Source organism: Paenibacillus hodogayensis (genome assembly GCF_039536325.1).
GTDB classification, from domain to species: Bacteria; Bacillota; Bacilli; order Paenibacillales; family NBRC-103111; genus Paenibacillus_AB; species Paenibacillus_AB hodogayensis.
Map to the genome: position 1 here is coordinate 154126 of NZ_BAAAYO010000009.1, position 21903 is coordinate 176028.

At 54.0% G+C, this 21903-nt stretch carries 13 protein-coding genes; 2 read left to right on the forward strand and 11 right to left on the reverse strand.

All coding sequences use genetic code 11. From position 1 onward, the window contains the following. Window positions 1-27: 27 nt before the first annotated feature. From ABD796_RS19200 to ABD796_RS19225, 6 genes are all read right to left on the reverse strand, one after another. Window positions 28-1917, reverse strand: coding sequence for a glycosyl hydrolase family 28-related protein (locus tag ABD796_RS19200; RefSeq protein WP_344910588.1), 1890 nt, complete (start codon window positions 1915-1917; stop codon window positions 28-30). 17 nt (window positions 1918-1934) lie between these two features. After that, complete coding sequence (locus ABD796_RS19205; protein WP_344910589.1) at window positions 1935-2816, reverse strand: carbohydrate ABC transporter permease; 882 nt, start codon at window positions 2814-2816, stop codon at window positions 1935-1937. Window positions 2817-2870: 54 nt separating this feature from the next. Further along, on the reverse strand, window positions 2871-3782 hold the full coding sequence (locus tag ABD796_RS19210) for an ABC transporter permease (protein WP_379120746.1): 912 nt from the start codon (window positions 3780-3782) through the stop codon (window positions 2871-2873). Window positions 3783-3814: 32 nt separating this feature from the next. Next, window positions 3815-5446, reverse strand: a complete 1632-nt coding sequence (locus ABD796_RS19215) for a type 2 periplasmic-binding domain-containing protein (protein ID WP_344910591.1) — start codon at window positions 5444-5446, stop codon at window positions 3815-3817. Between the two features lie 210 nt (window positions 5447-5656). Then, window positions 5657-8044: a helix-turn-helix domain-containing protein gene (locus ABD796_RS19220; protein WP_344910593.1), complete on the reverse strand. Its 2388-nt coding sequence runs from the start codon at window positions 8042-8044 to the stop codon at window positions 5657-5659. A gap of 97 nt (window positions 8045-8141) precedes the next feature. Beyond that, the gene (locus tag ABD796_RS19225; RefSeq protein ID WP_344910595.1) at window positions 8142-9914 is read right to left on the reverse strand and encodes a hypothetical protein; all 1773 of its coding nucleotides are present in this window, start codon (window positions 9912-9914) and stop codon (window positions 8142-8144) included. Between the two features lie 251 nt (window positions 9915-10165). Between ABD796_RS19225 and ABD796_RS19230 the strand changes: the two genes are divergently transcribed. Beyond that, window positions 10166-10606, forward strand: coding sequence for a PH domain-containing protein (locus ABD796_RS19230; protein WP_344910598.1), 441 nt, complete (start codon window positions 10166-10168; stop codon window positions 10604-10606). A 100-nt stretch (window positions 10607-10706) separates the two neighbouring features. Here the strand turns inward: ABD796_RS19230 and ABD796_RS19235 are convergent, their stop codons facing one another. From ABD796_RS19235 to glyQ, 5 genes are all read right to left on the reverse strand, one after another. Further along, window positions 10707-11459, reverse strand: coding sequence for a GTP pyrophosphokinase (locus tag ABD796_RS19235; RefSeq protein WP_344910601.1), 753 nt, complete (start codon window positions 11457-11459; stop codon window positions 10707-10709). A gap of 159 nt (window positions 11460-11618) precedes the next feature. Beyond that, window positions 11619-12503, reverse strand: coding sequence for an immunoglobulin-like domain-containing protein (locus tag ABD796_RS19240; RefSeq protein WP_344910603.1), 885 nt, complete (start codon window positions 12501-12503; stop codon window positions 11619-11621). Window positions 12504-12573: 70 nt separating this feature from the next. Beyond that, the gene (locus ABD796_RS19245) at window positions 12574-14343 is read right to left on the reverse strand and encodes a M91 family zinc metallopeptidase (protein ID WP_344910606.1); all 1770 of its coding nucleotides are present in this window, start codon (window positions 14341-14343) and stop codon (window positions 12574-12576) included. Window positions 14344-14860: 517 nt separating this feature from the next. Next, entirely contained in the window at window positions 14861-16939 is a 2079-nt protein-coding gene (gene glyS, locus ABD796_RS19250) for a glycine--tRNA ligase subunit beta (protein ID WP_344910609.1), read from the reverse strand. Continuing rightward, window positions 16932-17819 (reverse strand): glycine--tRNA ligase subunit alpha, encoded by an 888-nt coding sequence (gene glyQ / locus ABD796_RS19255; protein WP_344910610.1) that lies wholly within the window; start codon window positions 17817-17819, stop codon window positions 16932-16934. Before glyQ ends, glyS begins: the two co-directional genes overlap by 8 nt. Before the next feature lie 480 nt (window positions 17820-18299). Between glyQ and ABD796_RS19260 the strand changes: the two genes are divergently transcribed. Continuing rightward, the gene (locus ABD796_RS19260) at window positions 18300-21428 is read left to right on the forward strand and encodes an ATP-binding protein (RefSeq protein WP_344910613.1); all 3129 of its coding nucleotides are present in this window, start codon (window positions 18300-18302) and stop codon (window positions 21426-21428) included. Window positions 21429-21903 lie beyond the last annotated feature (475 nt).

A 21903-nucleotide genomic window follows, 5' to 3' on the forward strand; every position in this document is an offset into this window, starting at 1 on the left:
GCTCGCTGCCGTCCTTCAAGCCTGCTGTTAAGGAACCAAAGTCAAGGAGTCGTACTTTATATCCGCCCCCGAAACCGTTGTGCTTGCCGATACATGCAAAATTAATTGCGTAGCGTGATTGTTATTGACGACTCGCGCGCTCAAATCGGCTCCCCCCGCCCCCGCGCCTATCACCTTAATGTTCATGCCGACCGGGAACAGCCGGGTCAGGCCGCTTCCGACGGTAAGGATGTTGGCGCCGCTTGTTATACTCCCGGTTGTCACTGCGCCGGTGTAAAGCGAACCGTATCCGATTGTCGGCTGACTGACATGCCATCCCGGTTGTCCGGATTGGTTATAAATGACATCCCCGTATTTCTGCACAATACCGGACCCTGCGCCCCCCGTCGGCTTCGCCGCCCAGAAGGCATTCATATACGATGGATTCAGATAGTAAGCGGTTCCGATATTATGAATAGCGTTATAGCAAATTTGCAAGGACACCCGTTGATGGCTGCAGGCGACAAAATATTTCGGAAATTTATTCAAGTCCGTATCTGTATGGAGGACAGCGGGATTCACCGTGTTATTTTCAATGCGTACGCCAAAAATGCCCCCGCCATTATTCGGAATGCGAATAGCCGCCGTTTCGGCCCACGTAAATGCTCCTGCGCAGCTCTTGATGCAGTTGTCGACGACGCTTCCCTCAAAGCAAGCATAGTTCAGGACAATGCCCGACTGGTAATAATTGTCGATCACATTGTTTTCTACGATGAAATTGGTCATACACGAGAGCTTCATACCGCCGTTAAGCACATTCGCCGTCGGCCCAAAACCGTCGATCTTGTTATTGCGAATGGCGACCCCTTCTGCCCATATTCCGCTAACCCCTTGTACGAGAATCCCGTTGCTTCCGACGTCCCCCGAACCTTGCTTGACGATGTTGCCTTCAATGATCACATTTTTCAAGACGGGGTTGGAGACAAAACCGGCTGTATTCTGAACGTTGATCCCGCAATAGCAATTTTCGATGTAATTGTTGAGAATCCACACATTTTCTCCGCCATGCAGATCCAAGCCTTCCCAGTGGGGGTTGTTTAAAAACTTGTTATTGACGATCCATATGTTCTTGGGCCAATTCGTTCCTTCGTTCAGAACCGTATTTCCCGTAGCGAACGTATAAGCGTTGCCTGGAGCCGACACTGTCGTAAGGGTATCAAAGGTGCTGTTGTACACTTTGATAATGTCGCAATCCGGACCGACCAGCATGCAGCAGTACGCGATGCGATAGAACAGACAGCGATCGACGTATACATTCGTGCAAAATTTAACGTCAAATGTCGAATAGCCTTGAACCTCCGTAAGCGTACACCGTTCCAGCGTCAAGCCGTCCACATAGTTTGCTACAATGCCGTCTTTCCATTTGGTCGGAAGGGTTGGATACGCAGCAGCCGTGCCGTTGCGTATCGTCAGATCGCGAAGCTTGATGTTCTTCAGCCGCGATCCGACCGTGCCGATAAGCGAAAGGATTCCGTTGTTTCCAAGCGAAGCATGGTCGCGGATCACGCTCAGTTCCGCATTCACGCCCCGAAGGGTAATATTCGAAGGAATCGTAATCGTACTTCCGATCAGATAAGTCCCGGCAGGAAAAAACACGACTCCTCCGCCGGCGGCGCTTACATCGTTAATCGATTGCTGAATCGCGGCCGCATCATCGGCCGCACCGTCGCCCTGCGCACCATTCCACTTAACATTCGTCCCCCTTGCAGCAAATTCGGCATCCGCTTCCGCCAATGTTGCGGGTTGAGCGGCTTCCGCCGCTTGCGGAAAAGAGCCGACACCTATGGAACCGGCGGCCAGGGCAACGCCGGCCATGCCGAGTGTCGAGAGCAGCTTTCTCCGGGACATTTCCGATTGTTCGGTACGATTCGATTCCATTGTTAGTCCTCCCCTTACTACTCCTTCAAAGCGCCGATCAGCACGCCCTGGACAAAATATTTTTGCAAAAAGGGATACATAAGCAAAATGGGAAGCGTCGAAACGATAATAGTGGCGTATTTGATCGTATAGCTGATCGACGCTTTGTCGATCGCCGCCCCTCCCTGCATCATGTTGTCCGTATCGTTGCTGATCAAAATATCGCGCAATACGATTTGCAGAGGAACGAGATCCCGGTTGCGCAAATAAATGTTCGCGGCAAACCAGGAGTTCCAATTGGAAACGCCGTAGAACAAAATCATGACCGCAATAACAGGCATAGACAACGGTACGATGATGCGGAACAAAATCGTCCAATCGCTCGCGCCTTCCATTCGGGCGGACTCCTCCATCGCATCGGGGATCCCCTGGAAAGAAGTCCGCATGACGATCATATTAAACGCGCTCATAGCCCCGGGAACGATCAGCGCCCAGCGGGTATCCATCATATGCAGGTTCTGGATCAGCAAATAGCTGGGAATCAGTCCTCCGCTGAAAAACATCGTAAACACGATCATAAACATGATCGGATTTTTCCACATGACATTTTTACGGGATAATCCATAAGCCGCCAGCGTGGTCATCAATAAATTCAAGGAGGTGCCCACAATGACGTAAAACAGCGTATTCTTGTAACCGGTCATAATCATCGGGTTTTCCAGCACCGCTTTGTAAGCATCCAGGCTAAACCCTTTCGGATAAAAAAGAAATCCTCTCGCTTTAACCAGCAAACTCGGTTCGCTTAAAGAAGCGAATAACACATATACCATCGGGTACAGGGTGATGACCGACAGCAAAACCATCAGTACGGTATTCAACAGATCGAAGCTTATTTCCCCGGGTTTTCGTTTGGCAAGCATAGCGCGCCTTCCTTCCTGACGCAGTATCCCTCGTGATTGTGCGAATGCTCGTCATTACCATAATCGAGTTCCCTGCAGCCTCTTGCTAAGATAATTAGTTATAATCAACAAAATGAAATTGATAGACGAGTTAAACAGTCCGATCGCCGTGCTAAAACCGAAGCTGGCATCCAGTACCCCCTTGCGGTATACATAGGTGCCGATCACATCGGCGGTTTCGTAGGTGACCGGATTATACATCAACAGCACTTTTTCATCTCCGACAGCCATCAGACTGCCCATCCGTAAAATAAACAAAATCGCAATGGTCGGGAGAATGCCGGGCAGCGTAATGTGCAGCATCTGCTTAAAACGGCCGGCCCCGTCCACCTTGGCCGCTTCGTATAAGCTGACATCGATCGTAGCGATCGCGGCCAAATAAATAATCGAGCCCCAGCCGATCGACTGCCAGACGCTAGAGGCCGTGTACAGCGTTCGAAACATCGACGGCTGCTGCAAATACGAAGCCGCTTCCCCGCCAAAAAAGACCGCTATCCGATTCACCAAGCCGTCCGAGGATAAAAAATCGACCATCATCCCGACGATCACGACCAAGGAGATGAAATGCGGCAAATAGACGATAGACTGCACCGTTCGCTTGAACATGCGGCTTCGCAATTCATTCAGCAATAAGGCAAGCAGTATGGAGGAAGGAAACACGAAAACAATATCGTAGAAGCTTAACAAAAGCGTATTGCGCAGCAGCCGCCAGAAATAAATGCCTTGGAAAAATTGCTGGAAATAGCGGAAATCGTTCCATGGGCTGTGCCAAATTCCTTTGCCCGGCGAAAAATCCTTGAAGGCGATTTGAACGCCATACATCGGATAATAGTGAAAAACAAGATAATAAAGAACCACTGGCATCAACATGAAATAAATGATCTTGTTCCGCTGAAAATCTTTCAGAATACGATGTCTCAACCCCATCATTCCCCTATAGCTTCGCTTTTCGTAAGTCCTTACTTGCGCTGGTTATAACGGTCGAGAGCCGCTTGCTGAATTTTGACCGCTTCATCGATGTTCATGCTTTGGATTTTCTTTACATACTCGTCGAATTTGTCTGTTTTTTCGATGCCCATAATAAATTTGTTAATCATTTCTTTGTAATAAGTGTTCACGTCGCCCATAATGGTGTCAAATTTGGCCCCTTCTTCAACCGTCAACGTGACGCCCGGAAGCCGGCCTGTTCCCGTGGCAAGACCCCAAGCTTTCTTAGCGGCGGCTTGCTGCGGCCTGGCGGCAACCTGCGAGCCGACTCCGCTGTCGTATACGAACGGCCCTTGTCCGTTCGAAACGGCAAACTTGGCCAGTGCCTGGCTAATCGATAGCTTATCGGGATTTTTGAGTATGGTATCGGTGAATTTCGGCTTGCCGTTTTCCATCTTGTAGCTGACCCCTTCAGTCCCGAAGTTGAACAACAGACTCCCTTCCCGACTATAAGCATAATCCAGCCATTTGATGATTTGCTCCGGATTTTTGCTTGCAGTTGTAATCGCCGCGCCGCTGCCGATGAAGGGCAGGTTGCTCATGCCGAAGTTGTTCTTGTCCCCGGCTTTCAAGACCGGGAACGGCGCGCCGACCAACTCGAAGTTCGGATCGTTAGGCGTCATCGCATCCATATACTTGCCTATGCCTGAGCCGACATACCCGACAAGCGCCCCCAGCTGCTGGCTCGTCACTTTGGAATCTCTCAGTTTGCCGTCCGTAACCAGGTAATCGTTATCGATCAGCTTCTCCGCATACCACTGGTTCATCGTCTTCAAGAACTCCTTGAAGACGGGCTGCGTCGGACCATATTTAACTTTGCCATTATCCAGGTAGAACGACGTGCCGACTCCCCATGCGCTGCTCCATGCTTCCAAATAACCCTGATCGAGCAGCAGCGGAATTTCGTCGTTTTTGCCGTTGCCGTTCATATCCGTCGCTTTAAACGCTTTCAGTGCCGTGTACCATTCGTCGATCGTAGTCGGACTTTGGAGTTTGGCCTTGTCCAGCCAATCTTTGCGAATGATGGGTCCGAGAAAGGATGCGGCCTCTTGATCCGGCGTCAAAAAAGGCATCGCGTAGATGGTGCCGTCATCCAAAGTGATCGCTTTTTTCATCTCCGGGTTATCTTGCAAATACTTCTTGAAATTTGGCGCGTACGAATCGATCAATTCGTTCAATCGCAGAATCGTCTTGTCTTGGATCGCAGCACCGGGGCCGCGCGGAATGTCCCTCCAGTTCCAATAGATCACATCGGGCAGCTTATTGCCCGCGAGCAGCAGATTGAATTGATCGGCGGCAGTCCCTGCAGGGTGTTGAAATTCGACCTTGGTTCCCGTTCTTTTCTCGAGTTCCTTATACATGGCCATATCGTTGTAGTCTTTGTTGACCGCTTTTTCATCCGAATTCATCGCCACCCAATAGCTTAATGCAGCCGGATAAGCCGCTTCCTTCTTGGTAACCTCGCTGCTCCCGCCGGCCGAAGGGCTCGGGGAAACGTTCCCCGGCTGATTGGACTTGCTCGTATCCGTACAGCCGGTTGCCAGCGCCGCAAGCAGTGCTGCCGATACCGGTAGAACGTGAAATCTCTTTCTCGAGTTGCTCATTCTCAGTTCCTCCCTTTTTTTTCATAGGCAATATAAGTTGAACGAATGATGGAAGCCCGTTGCATGCCGCCTTTCCATGAAGTTCTTTCGTTCAACTTATTTAGTTGACCTGTTCCCAACAATAAAGCGGAAGGTACGATTTTTCTATTTCCAATATTCGCGATTCGCTATCTGCAGCCCCATTCGGGCATTGTCCGTCTTCACTTTCCGTTATCCGATATCCGATTCGCCCCGCGTAGCTTCCCGATCGGCCGGCAGCGTATCCCTATAGAGACCGGGCGTAACCCCTTCCATTTTTTTAAACACGCGGATCAAGCCGACATCGTTCACGTATCCGACCTGCTGAGCGATTTGCAGCAAAGTCAACGAACGGTCCTGCAGCAACCGCTTGGCGTGGGCAATCCGCATTTCCACGACATAGTCCATAATATTTTGCGATGTTTGCTTCTTGAAGAAGGCAGATATGTACTTGGGCGTCAAGTCGAATTGCTCCGCCATCGACGTCAAATTGAAATTATTGTCCGCGTAGCGGTTTTCCAGGTATTGCTTCATGCCATCAAGCAGCTTGTCACTGTGCGAAGAGTGATGTTCTCTTGTCAATTCGCAAACCGCTTCATAACATTCCTTCGTTTTTTGCAGCATCTCGGCAGCCGTGGCACGGCTGAGAATCGTTTTGACAGGGTCGTACTTTTCATGAAGCACATGCAGAGCATGCTGCGCGGAAGTCGAATTCATCAGCTTCAGCAGCGTGCAGACGATATCGAAAAACAGACATTTCCCGTTCTCCGGACTGACTTTGTGACTGACGAAGTTCATTTCGTAGATTTGATCCAGCAGCTTGTCAATGGATGAATAGTCGCCCGCCTTGGCATAGTTGAGAAGCTGCACCTCCAGCTCGAGCGGAAAATGGTATTGATTTTGCTGGAGCCCTCGCGTTTCGTCGTACATAATGACGGAATTACTGTCCTTGACCAGTTTATATTCGAGAGCCATCAGTGCCTGCCTGTAAGCGAGTTCAGTCTGTTCGATCTCGCGATGAATCTCGCTGACGGCGATCGTCGTTTGCAGGCGAAACCGGCGATACAAAATCGTTTGGAACTCCTCCGCCAACGCCTTGATCTCATGCTCGCCGCTCGCCGCAGTTTGCCCGCCCAGTCCGGCCAACACGGCCAACTGTTGTCTGTCCAGCTCGGTTACGTAGCCTTCCCCCTTCATTAGCTCCTCGCCGAGATTCGATACGATGAAGCGAATGAGCGCCCATTCCCGTTCGGAATCTTCTTTGGCAAAAGCGCTGCTGTCGTCAATATCGATCAGCATAACCGCAAATCCGTTGACAGGGATCCGGATGCCCATCTCCTGCCATTCCTCTTCCGTCATGGCCGCAACGTCAACGCGTCCGCGGAGCAGACGAGAAAGGAAATTGGCTTGAATGATCGGCGTCTGGCGGGTCAGCTTGTCGCGCAATTGCTTCTCCTCATAAGCGGTGCCGGATAACATTCGTTTGATATAGTCAAATTCATTCGATTCATTCGATTCATTCGTATCTTTCGTTTCCGCGCCTTTCGCTTTCTGCAGCAGCTGCACCATTTCGCGAATCGGGTTGTAGTTGCGATAAGCAAGCAGATAAGAAGCTATTGCGCCTACAAGCAAATAGAAACACAGCAGCATGATCGCGTACGATTTGAGCTTATTCACGCGCTGCATGACAACGTCCCGGGGAACGACCGCGATATACGTCCAGCCGTTATCCTGCGAAACCGTTCGGGAAACGACCATCGTCTTTCCGCGATCATCCTTGACAGCCGTGTGAGGCGGATCGGATAACATCCTTTCCAGCATGTCGGGAATGTTCCATTTCTTGTTCGAGGGCTCCAGCAGAACCTGCTTCTTCGCATCGGCAATGTAAATTTGCGCCTGGCTCGCCATTTCGATCGTGTGCAGCAGATCGCCGATTTGTTGTTCGTCGATATTGATGACGAGGGTTCCTTTTATCGTCTTGCTTCCCAGAGGCAGCGTTTGCAAATACGAAATAATCCGCTTCTGGTTCGACCCGGTACCCATAATGACCGAAGGAACAAACTCGGAAACATTGTACTGCCCGAGCTTTTCCATCATCGATCCTTTATAGGAAGCATCGGCGCCAACCATCATCGTGGAAAAAAAGGTTTCGACGTCCGTTTTCGCGTCCGGCGTCATCACTGTTTTGGCGTCTTGCAAATAAATATAGAAATCGTTCATCCAGCCGATGCTTGTTTTGATTCGCTGCATATCTTTCATGAAATCAAAATACATGTACCGTTCCTCAATGGTCGTATTGTCCGTCAGGTTTAACAAGTATTGCAGCTTCGGGCTCAAGATCATTTGTAAGGCCGCGCCGTTCATTTCCTTCATACGGGTATCGACGACTTGCTTCACCTGATCCAGCATACCCAAATAAGCGCGTCCGGCGGTATCGACCATCTCCGTTTGAACCCGGTAGTAGAGAACGCTTCCAATACTGACCGATACGAGCAGCACCACCATATAGGAGATGAGAAACTTGAAAAATACACTCTTTCGATTCACCCGTTTTGTCCGGAAATAACGCAGCTCTGTCATGGAAATCCCCCTCTGTCTAAAACCCTTACCCTTGATTATATAGGGAAACGATCAGAGCTTGGCAACCATCTGCACTTCCGAATTCCCTTGATCATCCTCACGGCGTTATATCCACGACCGTTATTTGCACAGCGCTGGACCTAATCCCCCTATCCCCGTAGACGGATGCGACAACGTTCGTTGTACCTGCCGAAACCCTTGTAATCAAGCCTAGCGGCGTCACCGTTGCAATGCTTGGATCTTCACTTGCGAAGGAAGCGCCGCTCAAATCGCGGATCGAATGAACCGTAGCCGATTCGCCAACCGTGAGCAGCTGCTTATCGGCTTGCAGCCAAAATCCGATGTCTTCATTCAGCCGCAGCATGCGGTAGTACACTTTGAAGTCAAGCGAATTCGGGTTTTTGCCGATGACCTCCAAAGTGACGGTGTGCGTGCCGGCGTCGAGAGTTTGTTGTCCGATCGAGGCGTTCGAAAAGGGAGTCAAGCTCGTATCGAATATGCCTGCCGGATGACTGCTGTCGCCGTCAAAATACACTTTGACGATCGCGCCGCTTTCTGGGATTAAGCCGGGACCTTTGAACATTTGAACGGAAAATGTTTTGGAAGCCGCCACGTTGATCGTATAGGTGATCTGATCCCCGACCTGCTCCGCGTTGAAAACGTTGTCAATTCCACCCACCGTCAACGTTCTGCCTGCCGTCATCGTAGGCGTTCCTGCAAGCGTCGAGAAAATATAGCCGCCGTTAAAAAAGGAATTGTTGATCCCTTTGAACAAATACATCGACGAATACGTAATATTGGTCCCTGTTCCGAACTTGTTCATACCGACCTGTATGGCTTCCGTCATTTGTTTGGCCAGTCTCAGGCCATATTCGGGATTCGGATTATACATCCAGTTATTATAAACATACAGTCCTGTCTTCGGCGCATTGCCAACATCGAGCGCATAGCTCATTTCGTTAAAGGAATTATGGATGATTTCGAACGTGTTGTGATGGACATGGACGATATCGCCGCCGCAATTGCACGCCGGGAAATCATGCATATCAAAGCCGGGTTGTACCATATTTCCCCCGATATAATTGTAACGGGCTTCATAGCGATCGTTCACATTCCCGGTTGCGGCAATGCTGTGGCGGTTCCAGTCAAACTTGTTGGCTTCAATTAATACGCCTACATGGGTTGTCGCGGCATTCCCCGTAATGACAACGCCATAGCCAAGACCCGTTCGCCGGTTATGATGAATGTCATTGTGATGAACATGGCCATTGCTGCCCAATACAGCCGCATACGTCCATCCCATCAGTTCATTGTTGTCGATTTCGGGCGCGTATGTCGGAAGAATCTGGACACCTGTCGTGACGGGAATCCCGTATGTGGAGGTCCCTTCCTCATTGTCCATTCCGTCAATCCGCAATCCTGTTATTCTCACGTTCGTACCATTCACCTGGATCATCGTTGCTCCCGGCTTATTCAGGTACAGACGCCCTCCTTGCGACACCGTCGCGTCCGGCAGCAGGCTCCCGCGCCCGCTCGCAAGCGTAACGCCGCTTGGGAGGACAAGCGGCGGCGAACTGCTCATGTCGATATTGGCGTTATCGTCCACGTAGATGACAGACCCGGAAGCAGCGCTATTGACTGCATAAACCAAATCCGCAGCTGTAGCAACCACAACGGGAGGCACGGAAACCGCTTTATTATATCCTTGTCCTCCTCCGATCGGATTGCCGGTCGGGTTCGATTCCGCGCCGTAATGATTGTCGTTGTAAAGCGTGACCGGACTATCGGCAAAACTGCTCAGTGTCCCCCCTAACACCATGCTTAGCAACATAATACATACCACTGCCATGAACGTTGTCGTTTTCCTCATTCTTCATTCCTCCTTGTCTCCCCATAACCATTGGATTTGTATCTAACTATAGAGACAAGAACGTATCATGACCACTTCCTGATTTCCCGATTGGTTATCTCGTTTCCCTACTCCAATTGCTTTCTTGCCAAATTTCCCGTTCTGTCGCAGCGGTATCCGATTGCCGGCTATTTCCAAACCGAGCCGGCGTATGTAATAATCTAATCGAATGCTTGAAAAAGCGACCATTCCACCAGAAGGAGTGCTGCCGATTGAAATTTGCTCCAAGAAGAGACCTCTGGCTGTCCGTTACGCTCTGGGCGTCAGTCCTCGCTTTGCTTGCCTGTGGCTTGACTCCGCTGTTCGTGGGAGGCGCTGGTATCGTCGGCGGCATGCTGCTATTTCTGCTCTGCTTTACGGCGGGCGGCTTCGTCGCTTGGCTGTGGCTGGCCACCTGCTACGTCATCGGCGGGGACGGTTTGCTCATTCGTACCGGACCTCTGAGCCGCACCGTACCTTTTGCCGGCATCAGCGAAGCGAAGACGATCCGCTCCGTCTCAGCCAGCGCCGCCACCTCGATCCGACGCATCGAGATCCGTTACAACAAGTACGACTTCGTGCATATTTCCCCTTTGGACGAACAGGGCTTTATGACGGAACTAAAAAAACGTTGCCCCCACATGCGTACCGAAATACGCCGGGACAACGCCTAATGTTCGATTGAAAATTGGCGACAGCAGGAGGACAAGCGGACAGCATCATCCTCCCTCTGCGCTAAACGTCACGTGCAGCCCCGGCGGTTGCCGTCGGCTTTCAATCCTTTTCTTGCCGCCCGTCGCCAAGCAGACCGAACAGCGCTTCGGGCAGCGAGAACTGCTGGTTGTTGATCATAATGCGCGTCAGCTCGTTCGCCTCGCCGTCTTCCTGCTCCTCGCGGATCGACTGGATTTCGTTGTGCAGCCGTTCCATCTGCCGATCCAGCGCCGCCGCCGCATCCGCGGCCTCCTTCAGCTCGCGAAGCAGCTGAGCCGGCACCGTTTCATTGTATTTGTAATAGATTTTGTGCTCCAGACTGGCCCAAAAATCCATCGCGATCGTTCGGATCTGGATTTCCACACAAGCGAATTCCTTTCCATCGGACATATAAACCGGCACCTCGACGATAAGATGAAGGCTCTGATACCCATTCGGCTTCGGGTGCTGGATATAGTCCTTGACCTCAACGATTTTCAGGTCGCTTTGCGCCTCCAGCATATCGCGGATACGATAAATATCCGACAAAAACGAGCACGTGATCCGCAGCCCCGCTATATCCTTGACATGTTCCCGGATGCCGTCGAACGAAAGGCCGCCTTGCTTTCTTTTCAGCTTGTTCCATATGCTTTCCGGCGACTTCAACCGTGATTTCGTATGCTCGATCGGATTGTAATCATGCAGCAGCTGAAACTCCTCCTGCAATATTTCCACCTTCGTTTCAAGCTCGTTCAGGGCGAACTTGTACATCATCATAAAACGGGTAATTTCGGTTTTGATCAGTTTGAATTGCTTGATCTGCAAAGCGTTCATCCGTTGTCTCCTTAAGTGCGGAATTCGGTACATACCCTCGTCCTTATTGTAGCATCAAACGAAGACAGACGGAAACAGACCTCAGCCCGATTCGAATGGCCTTCTGCAGACGGATGATCCGGACAAGGTTTCGCCGCCGTTGTCCGGTCGACCCGTGCCCTATTGCACGGAAAATTCGACGTACAGCGTTTTCCGGATCGGCGTGCCGACTCCCTCGACCGTTTTACCGAACCGGTAATCGCCGGCCGACAGTCCTTTGAAAGCGATCGTCTGCTCCCAATGGCTCCCGGGCTTCAAATTGTAGCCGATTGACGCAACCGCTGCATTTTTCCCGGCCGGAACCGGCTTCCAGTCGCCGTCTGTTTTACGCTCGATCAGATAGTCCAGCCCGAAAAACAAGGAACTCGGACCCTCGTTCGATACCGTCAGCACCGGTTTGCCGTCGGCCGGGTAAACCGCCCGATCGAGCTTCAGCGACGCTTCCAGCTTCTGCACGGGAACTTGAATAGGCGACAGCACCGTATCCTCCACGACCGGACCGTTCATAATTTCCGCCGTCAGGAAATAATAAGTCCCTTCTTGCTCCGGCAGCTTGGGGGTAAAGCTGGAGAACGCGACCGTCGGATCGATATGGCTCGTTTCCTCCTCGACCAAGCGGATCAGCCCGCCTTCCGGATCGCGCTCCGTCAGCTTGTAGCGGATTGTGCGGGAGGCGATTTCTTTGCCCTTCTCCGGTTCTTCTATCCGCAGCAGAATGCGTACTTCTTCGCCGGGAGAGCGAATTCCGCCGGAAACCGTACGGGAGATTCCCCGGTTCACCCCCCACGCATCCGTCGGCTGTTGGAATTCATGGTACTGCTGCTCCTGGTGCGCGTTCTCTTGCTTCGTCTCATCCGGGCCGCTTCCCATCGATAGCGGAGCATGAAGGTCTGCCGTATTTTCCCACTCCGGGGTTTTCGCGGATGGCTTATCTTGACAGCCGGCCAGAACGAGCGACAGCAGCAGCACGGAATTCCCTATTGCTTTGATGCGCGCATGAAACATTTTCTTCCACCCCTTTCCGTTATGGACGAAAGGGTCGGCCGAATTGTTTCGAATAACCCGCTTTGTTTGATTAAAAATCGAATTCGACATCCTCCAGCAAAGAAGCGGCTTTCATTTGCAGGCTGAAGCTTCTCCCTTGCGCCAAGCGGTACAGGTTTTCCAGCTCCGCGGGCAGAAAGGGAAGCGGCACATTCTGGAAGGCGTCGGCGAACGCCGCTCTGTACTCCTTAAACTCTTCATCCTTGTCCATTCTGGCTTTAACGGCTTTGTTGGCTGCGTCGTACAGCCGATCCGGTGTCTCATCCTTCTGCCGCTCCACCTCGGCCAATACCGGCTCCAGCTCGTCCAACCGCCTTAGCAATTCGTTGACGACGACCGGATCGGCAAAGTCGGCAACCGGTTCCACAAAATCGGCAACAAGCGCCAGGCTCGCCAGCGGATGCTCGCCCAATTGACGCGCCGCCCAAGGATACTGCTCGTACAATTGATCGCGGCGAAGGCCGTACCGTTCGTGCAGCACCATCTTGTTCACATTGTCCAACGTTCCGCTATGGTACTTCCTCTTGCCGATGCCATGTTCGTTTCGCAATCCGTTTTCCACGGCGTTGATGTTCAAATATTCCTCCGCATTGTGCCAAAGCTGACGGTCCGCCATACCCTCTACGCCGAACTGATCCACACCGACGAAACGGTCCGGCGTCATGCCCTTCAAAAAGCGGGAAGCGTGCCCCAACTCGTGGCCCAACGTTACGAATTCGGGGGTGACGACCTCCTGATTGTTCTCGCCGACCAACGTCTTCATCCCTTCGCCATGAATGCGCACAAAGCTCCCCGTGCCTTGGCCGGTCTGGTATATTTCGCCATCGAACTTAAAATAGGTCTGGTCGCGATTATCGTCCAAAAATTGATTGAACGCCGCAGCATCGCCTCGATCCCCGCGATACTCCGGAATCGATGAAGGATCCTTGTCGCGCAGCTCGGCTTTGTCGGCCAAGGGCTTGAAGTTGTAGTTCTTGTCGTTCGACTCCAGATCGCGCTGCGGGATCGCCTCGTTCTGGCCGCTGTCCGCGATGCCCGAGCCCTTCAGTTCTTGGACGAAGTCGGACGACACAATCACCTGCTTTTTCTCGTTGTCCTGCTTCTTATTCAATTCGGCAATCAGCTTCCGGCCGACGGGCTCCTGCAGCAGCTTAGCAATGGCGGCCAGCATGCGGTCGCGGAAGCCTTCCGTTCTTTCCCGAATTAGCAGGTTCCCCTCTTCTTCCACGATCGCTCTCCATATCGTCCGAACGGTCGTTACGTCCTCTTCTTGCATATCGCTCGCATCCACAGGGATCAGCTCGTTGTTCTCCGCGATGCGTTTCACCAGCTCTCGGTGCTCCGCCTCGCTCTCCCGTAGAAGCGATTTTAGCAGCGGCCCGTTCGGAACGACGTCGATCTTCCCCGTAACGAACCGATTAAACCAGGCGTGGATATGCGAATCCAACAGCTTCAACCCGTGCAAACGCTGTTGGCAATCGGCATCGTTCTCGTTGTTGAACTCGTTGTATTGCTCCAACCGGTCGGCGATTTGACCGAGCAGCTCGTCCTGCTTTTCCGCCTGTACCTGTTCGCCCGTGAACGCATCCCGGTCCCTCATCATCTGAATCGTCTTCCCCGAAGGGGGAGCGTACGATCGGGTCAGCCATTGACCGAATGCGCGATTCCCTATCGTTCGCTGCATCTGCACCATCCGCGTCTGCAAGGAAGTCTGCGCCGACGAATGGACCGCGGGGGCTCGCGCCGTGCGGGAACGGTCCCGTTCGCTTCGCTCCGGCTTTCGGCCGGATATTTGCTTCATCATGTCCCTCCCTTGAAGCTTCGTTTTCTCTGCTATTATATCAAACGGATGGATGGAATTGGAATTCCGAATATTTCCGTTTCTTCATCCAATAAAAATCCCCACCATCGCAGCTTCGGCGGCGAGGCGGGGATTTCAAATCATTTAGCATCATTTATTATTAATGTCATTAATCATCGTATTGTGCCGCTAAACCATATCGAATCGCGACTCCGACGTTTTGTGACATCGGCTTTCGTAGCGCCTGCGCGATCCACAACGAGATTCATCGCTGTCGGATCTAAGCAATCCACAGTGTCGTATTCACAACATAAACTTGCTTCTGCTTTACCGCTTTCAGGTTTTCCAAATCGACGTGCTTTGGAACTCGTCCGTTAATGCGGGTCATGGAATCGTGTACATCCGCCTTCGGCTGGGCCAGTCGGCACAATAGGCCGCCGATTGAAATCGGCAGCCTATTGTACGGTACATATATCCAGACACTCTTTACAGCTGTGGGCTAGGGAATTTCCGAGACTTACACCAGCTTCGAAAAATCCGCGAACGCCTTCACGTCGTCGGCTGTGACCGCCAGCAGCGCAAGCCGGTTGCGGCGCACCGCTTCATCGTCGGCCATGACCATGACCGCTTCGAAGAACCCGGCGATCGTGCCGCTCAGCGAGGACAGAGCCGCCAGCGCATCGTCCAGACGAGCCTGCTCGACGGCTTGCGCGAACCGGCCGTGCGCGTCCTGCCACTGCGTATACAGCTCGCCCTCGGCAGGCTCGGCGAACAGCGCCGCGTCGACGGTCCGCGAGTCCGCCTTGGCCGCCAAATTGCAGACGCGGTTGAACGACTCGACGGCGGGACGGAACTGCTCCTTGTTCGCTTCCGTCGCCGCCGCCGCCAACGCGTCGGCCCGCTTCAGCGTGCGGCGCACATCGTCCGCGCCCGCTCCAAGCACGGCATCGACAACGTCGTAGCGGATGCCTTTTTCGGTCAGCACGTTCTTGACCCGCAGCGTGAAAAACTCCTGCATGTCTTTGCGGATATCCGTCGCCTCCCGCTTCAAGCCACGGGCCGCATGAGAGTCCAGCGCGATTGCGAACAGCTCCGGCAATGTAAGCTCCAGCTCGTGGGCAAGCAGCGTGCTGACGATGCCCGCTGCCTGGCGGCGCAGCGCGTACGGGTCCTGCGAGCCGGTCGGCACGATGCCGATCGAGAAGCAGCCGGCAATCGTATCGATTTTGTCGGCGATGCCCACGATCGCTCCGACCAGCGAAGCCGGCGGCTTGTCTCCCGCATTGCGCGGCGAGTAATGCTCGTTGACGGCGCGCGCAACGGCGGCGTTTTCTCCTGCCATGTTCGCGTAGTCTTCACCCATAATGCCCTGCAGCTCCGGAAACTCGTAGACCATCTGCGAGACAAGGTCGAACTTGCAGATGTCCGCCGCACGGCTGACGTCGGCCCGTCCTGTCGCGTCCAGCGCCAGATGCTGCGCCAGTTTGTCGGCAATAGCCCGGATGCGGCGCACCTTGTCCGCCACCGTGCCCAGCTCCTCGTGGTAGACGATCGTTTCCAGCTTGGCGAGCGCGTCCGCGATCACAAGCTTCTTGTCTTCCTCGTAGAAAAATCTCGCGTCCGACAGACGGGCCCGCAGAACCTTCTCGTTCCCCTTCGCGACCACGTCGAGCGCCAGCGAATCGCCGTTGCGCACGGTGACAAAATACGGCTGCAGCTTGCCTTCGGCGTCGAGCACCGGGAAATACCGCTGATGCTCCCGCATCGACGTAATCAGCACCTCCTGCGGGATATGCAGGAAAGCGGGATCGAACGCGCCGCTTAGCACGGTCGGCGTTTCCACGAGAAAGAGCACTTCCTCCAGCAGATCGTCCTTGACCGCGATATGCCAGCCCCGTTCGGCGGCAAGCGCCCGGATGCCGGCTTCGATCGCCGCACGACGCTCTTCCACGTCGGCGATGACATGCTGTTCCTTCAGTCGTTCCGCATATTGCGACGGCTCCCCGATCGTCGTCTCCTGCCCGAGGAAACGGTGGCCGCGCGTCACGTTGCCCGAGGACACGCCTGTTATCTCGAACGGCACCACTTCCGCGCCGTGGAGGGCGACGAGCCAGCGGATCGGACGGACGTAACGTAGCTCGTAGCTGCCCCAGCGCATATTTTTCGGAAACGTCAGCGAAGTGACGAGCGCTGGCAGCGCCTCTGGAAGCAGCGTCGACGTCTCTACGCCTTGGCTGCTTTTGACTGCATACACGTATTCAATGCCGCCCAGTTCGCGGAAGAACAGCTGCGCCGGATCGACGCCTTGGCTGCGCGCAAAGCCGAGCGCCGCCTTGCTCCATCCGCCTGCTTCATCAAGCGCGATTTTGCGAGCCGGACCTTTCACTTCCTCGCTGACGTCCTCCTGCTTGTCGGCAAGTCCTTGCACAACGACAGCAAGCCGACGCGGCGTTGCGTATGCCTTCACTCCGCCGTGGGAAAGCCGGCTGGCATCGAGCCATTTTTCGGTTTTATCTTTCAACTGTTCCATCGCAGCGCGCACGAAGCGGGCGGGAACTTCCTCCAGTCCGATCTCCAGAAGCAAATCGTTAGCCATGCTGCACCGCCCCTTCCTTCAGCATCGGGAAGCCGAGACGTTCCCGCTCCTGCAAATACGTGGCCGCAACCGAGCGCGCCAGATTGCGCACCCGACCGATGTAGCCGGTTCGCTCCGTTACGCTGATCGCCCCGCGGGCGTCGAGCAAGTTGAACGTATGCGAGCATTTGAGCACATAGTCGTAAGCCGGGAAAACGAGGTTCAACTCCATCGCGCGTTTCGCTTCCGCCTCGTAGGTCGAGAACAGCTGAAACAGCATCTGCGCGTCGGATACTTCGAACGTATACTTAGAATGCTCGAACTCGGGCTGCTTGAACACGTCGCCGTATGTAACGCCGGCCACCCATTCCAGATCGAACACATTTTCCTTCTCTTGAATATAGGAGGCGAGACGCTCCATCCCGTACGTAATCTCCACCGCCACCGGATGACAGTCGATGCCGCCTACTTGTTGGAAGTACGTAAACTGCGTAATCTCCATCCCGTCCAGCCACACTTCCCAGCCAAGCCCCCACGCGCCCAGCGTTGGGGATTCCCAGTTGTCCTCGACGAACCGGATATCGTGGCTGCGCGGGTCGATGCCGAGCCGGTTCAAGCTTTCCAGATACAGCTCCTGAATGTTGTCCGGGGACGGCTTCATGATTACCTGAAATTGATGATGCTGGTACAAACGGTTCGGGTTTTCCCCGTAACGGCCGTCCGCCGGACGGCGGGACGGCTCGACGTAAGCGACGTTCCAGGGCTCCGGTCCGATCGTGCGCAGAAACGTCATCGGGTTCATCGTACCCGCGCCCTTCTCCGTGTCGTACGGCTGCACGATCACGCAGTTTTGCTCCGCCCAGAACTGCTGCAGCGTAAGCATCATTTGCTGAAAATTCATTGAGTGTTCGCTCCTTTGCTGGAATGGGACTGATGCGTTGAAGGCATAAGGCTGGGGGCAAACACACAAAAAAAGCCCCCGTCTCCACGCCGGCCTTCACGGCCGACGTAGGGACGGAAGCTTGGCTCCCGCGGTTCCACCCTACTTGGTTTTCCCGATACGTTCAAGAAAACCCGCTTTTTCCGACTGAAGTCTCTCGGGAGCGCCCTTTCGCCGGGTCCGTCTCTCCGGGCTTGCACCTGTCCCGGCTCGCTGCTGATGCCGACGGTATTCGGCTACTTTCTCCTTCATAGAGAACGATTCAATTATGATGCTATTTTAGCCGAACGGTTCGACGATGTCAAACTGTCTATTGAATCGCAAAACGAAGCGGGCCTTGCATCGTAAGCCTATGGAAACGGTTCTCCAGATTCTTGACAGGCTCCGGAACCGTGGGCTATATTTGGCTGCAGGGCTTCCTAATAAAGGGGATTTATTGGAATGAGCAAGCGCAAAATCGTTATCGTAATCGGTCTATTTCTAATATGTTTAACTACAGTACGGAGCGCGTGGATGATGCTTCAAGCGTCCCCCGGCCATGTCCTGGCGGTCGGCGGCCAATTGGACTTGAGAGGCTGGGACCCCGCCTCCCGGCCTACGTTGTCGTTGTACGGCCAGTGGGAATTGTATCCCTATCAGCTTCTGACGGTGGGGCCGGAGAACGCTGGGGCGCAGAACGAAGGAGCGGAAATCGTAAACGTTCCGGGTCTCTGGAGAGCACACGTATCCAATGGGAAAGGCTCGCCGTTCGGCTACGGTTCTTATCGGTTGCGCATACAGGTCGAACCGGACAGCACCCGATCCTACAGCATCCGGGTTCCCGTTATATCGACTTCCTCGGCGCTGTTCGTCAATGGCCAACTGCTCGCTCAATCGGGGCGGCCTGCCGAAACCCGCGAGACGTATACGGCCGGGGCGGTCCCGTATTCCGCTTCGTTCACGACGGATCGAAACGTCATCGATATTGTCTTTCAAGTCGCCAATTACGACGATAGCTTCATAAGCGGCATCAGGCAGTCGGTCCAATTCGGCACGGAGGCCGCCATCGACCGCTCCTATTGGTTTTCCGTCGGAACCCAGCTTTCCGTATGTCTCATTTTGTTGATGCATGCCGTCTACTCGCTTATTTTGTATGCGTGGGGAGCCCGCCAGAAGGCGCTGCTCTACTTTTCCGCGTTGACCATCTGTGCGATCGTGACGATTCTGATTGACGATGACCGAATTTTGCCGGCGTGGTTCCCGGTGTCCTTTGAATGGACGTTGAAGCTGTACTACTTGTCTTTCTTGGGTGTGGCCGTCTTTCTGCTGCACTATGTCAAGCAGTTGCTGCCGCCTTTCCCGATTCTCCGCGCAGCAGGCTCTTATTCGATCTTGTGCGGCTTGTACGCCCTGCTCGTCCTGTTCCTGCCGGGACGTACGCTTTCCCATGGGTACCTCCTGCACATAGCATTCGTGGCCATTCCATTCTTCGTTCTCCCGGTTCTACTCGTGCTCGCCATACGCAGAGGCGTACCGGATATCGTTTATTTGGCGCTCGGGGCGACGGCCATCAATCTGAACCTGGTCTGGGGAATTATCAAAAACGTCGGCTCGGTCGAGCTCGGCTATTACCCGTTCGATATGCTCGCGGCCTTCACTGTCTTTGCCTTGTACTGGTTCAAGCGGTATTTCCGCATTTCCGCCCAGACGGCCAAGCAGGCCGAGCAGCTGCAAGCGGCCGACAAGCTGAAGGACGAGTTTCTGATGAATACGTCCCACGAGCTGAGAAATCCGCTTCACAGCATCTTGAACATCGCCCAGACGGTTCTGGAAAGCAACGCCCGTTATGAAACGGAACGCATCGACACGAACATGAAGCTGCTGATCGACGTGGGCAAACGGATGTCCTATATGCTCAACGACTTGACCGATCTGACTCGGCTCAAGGAAAATCGTATCCGTCTTCACCCGGTCCGCCTGCGCGTCCAGACAGTCGCTTCCGGCGTCCTGGACATGGTCCGGTTCATGACCGAGGGCAAACCGGTCAGGCTCGTCAATAACGTCCCCAACTCTCTGCCTCCCGTTCTGGCGGACGAAAACCGGCTCATTCAAATCTTGTTCAACCTGCTCCACAATGCCGTCAAATTCACCAATGTCGGACAAATACGGATCGATGCCTGGGCACAAGATGGAAAAATGCACATCCGCATATCCGACACCGGGATCGGCATCGATAAAGGTATGCAGAAACGCATCTTTACAGCTTACGAGCAAGGCGACGCGGATGCCTCGTCGAGCATCACCGGTCTTGGTCTCGGCTTGACGATCAGCCGCCGTTTGGTCGAATTGCACGCCGGCACGCTTACAGTGGAGTCTGCGCCCAACCGGGGCTCGGCGTTTACGTTTTCCATCCCGTTATTCGACCCGTCCGGCCTGCCTGCGGACCGGCCTTCGGCACAAGAGGTCGTATCGGTCGTAACCGAGACGGCTGCGACTGCCGCTACCGCAGACGACCCGGAGTCCGCCGTCCAGCTGAAACCTGCCGACGAGCCGAATCCGGCTGAAGCGCACTTCCCCGGTTTTTCAATCGATGCCGCAGAAGATCGGCCGCGCATCTTGGCGATCGACGACGATCCCGTCAATCTGCATGTGCTGGCGGGCGTACTGTCCCGCGGCCGTTACGATATCGCGACAGTCACGAGCGGCCCGAAGGCATTGGCGCTGCTGGACAGTAACGTGTGGGATTTGATCATTACGGACGTGATGATGCCCGGTATGTCGGGCTATGAAGTGGCCCGGATCGTCCGCAGCCGCTTTTCCCATTCGGAGCTGCCCATCCTGCTTCTCACGGCGCGGAGCAGACCGGAGGACATAGAAGCCGGCTTCCGGTCGGGGGCCAACGATTATATTACGAAGCCCGTCGACGCGCTGGAGCTGAGGTCGCGGGTGCGGGCACTGACGGAGGTGACCCGGACGGCGCGCGAGCGTATCCGGATGGAAGCTGCTTGGCTTCAGGCGCAAATTCAGCCGCACTTCTTGTTCAATACGCTCAATTCGGTGGCGGCGCTCAGCGAGATCGATACCGGCAGAATGCAGACGCTGCTCGTCGTATTCGGCAATTACTTGCGCGCCAGCTTCGACTTCCGCAATTCGGATCGGGTTGTTCCGCTCCATAAAGAGTTGGAGCTGGTCCGGGCCTATTTGTTTATTGAAAAGGAGCGGTTCGAGAGTCGCATTCAAGTCGTCTGGGAAGTAAACGAGAACTTGGTGCTGCAAGTGCCGCCACTGTCCATTCAGCCGCTCGTGGAGAATGCGGTCCGTCACGGGGTGCTGAAGCGTGCCCGCGGAGGAACCGTCCAAATCCGGGTTGCCGAGGAAACAGATTACGCCGAAATAACCGTCCAGGACGACGGCATCGGCATGGACGAGCAGACGATGAGCGCTCTTCTCTCTCAGGTCCAGGCCGGGAGCAGAAACGGGGTTGGTCTCGCGAACACGAATCGCAGACTGATGCAACTGTACGGCGAAGGCTTGCGGATCGAAAGCGCGGCCGACCAAGGCACAGTCGTTACTTTTAGAGTGAAAAAATAGTCGCTTCTCGTGCCAGCGAGCCTTGCGGGACTATATATGATTTCGAGAAAAAGACCTCACATCTCGTCGCGGGATGTGAGGTCTGAACATGTTCTGCCTGAATTTGCGCTAGTGCTCTTTCTGGCACTATCCCGCGCGGAACGGCCCAACGTCGCGAAATAATGTTCTTTCGAGCATAAACCTGGGCCTCCCGACTAGAATACGGCTGATCTGCGGCCCTTCGCCCAACATTAGTGCTCTTTCTGGCATTATCCCGCGCGGAACGGCCCAACGTCGCGAAATAATGTTCTTTCGAGCATAAACCTGGGCCTCCCGACTAGAATACGGCCGATCTGCGGCCCTTCGCCCAACATTAGTGCTCTTTCTGGCATTATCCCGCGCCGGAGCGGCCACGTATCGCGAAATAAGGCTCTTTTGCGGTTAGCATAGAAAGTGGACACCGAATAAGGAACGTTAGATAATTAACGTAACGAAG

Bases quoted from the DNA above. Each gene is read 5' to 3' on its own strand.
- ABD796_RS19200 (WP_344910588.1), bottom strand. From the start codon at position 1,917: ATGGAATCGAATCGTACCGAACAATCGGAAATGTCCCGGAGAAAGCTG.
- ABD796_RS19220 (WP_344910593.1), bottom strand. From the start codon at position 8,044: ATGACAGAGCTGCGTTATTTCCGGACAAAACGGGTGAATCGAAAGAGT.
- glyS (WP_344910609.1), bottom strand. From the start codon at position 16,939: ATGGCTAACGATTTGCTTCTGGAGATCGGACTGGAGGAAGTTCCCGCC.
- ABD796_RS19260 (WP_344910613.1), top strand. From the start codon at position 18,300: ATGAGCAAGCGCAAAATCGTTATCGTAATCGGTCTATTTCTAATATGT.
- ABD796_RS19245 (WP_344910606.1), bottom strand. From the start codon at position 14,343: ATGAAGCAAATATCCGGCCGAAAGCCGGAGCGAAGCGAACGGGACCGT.
- ABD796_RS19240 (WP_344910603.1), bottom strand. From the start codon at position 12,503: ATGTTTCATGCGCGCATCAAAGCAATAGGGAATTCCGTGCTGCTGCTG.
- ABD796_RS19235 (WP_344910601.1), bottom strand. From the start codon at position 11,459: ATGAACGCTTTGCAGATCAAGCAATTCAAACTGATCAAAACCGAAATT.
- ABD796_RS19215 (WP_344910591.1), bottom strand. From the start codon at position 5,446: ATGAGCAACTCGAGAAAGAGATTTCACGTTCTACCGGTATCGGCAGCA.
- glyQ (WP_344910610.1), bottom strand. From the start codon at position 17,819: ATGAATTTTCAGCAAATGATGCTTACGCTGCAGCAGTTCTGGGCGGAG.
- ABD796_RS19210 (WP_379120746.1), bottom strand. From the start codon at position 3,782: ATGGGGTTGAGACATCGTATTCTGAAAGATTTTCAGCGGAACAAGATC.
- ABD796_RS19205 (WP_344910589.1), bottom strand. From the start codon at position 2,816: ATGCTTGCCAAACGAAAACCCGGGGAAATAAGCTTCGATCTGTTGAAT.
- ABD796_RS19225 (WP_344910595.1), bottom strand. From the start codon at position 9,914: ATGAGGAAAACGACAACGTTCATGGCAGTGGTATGTATTATGTTGCTA.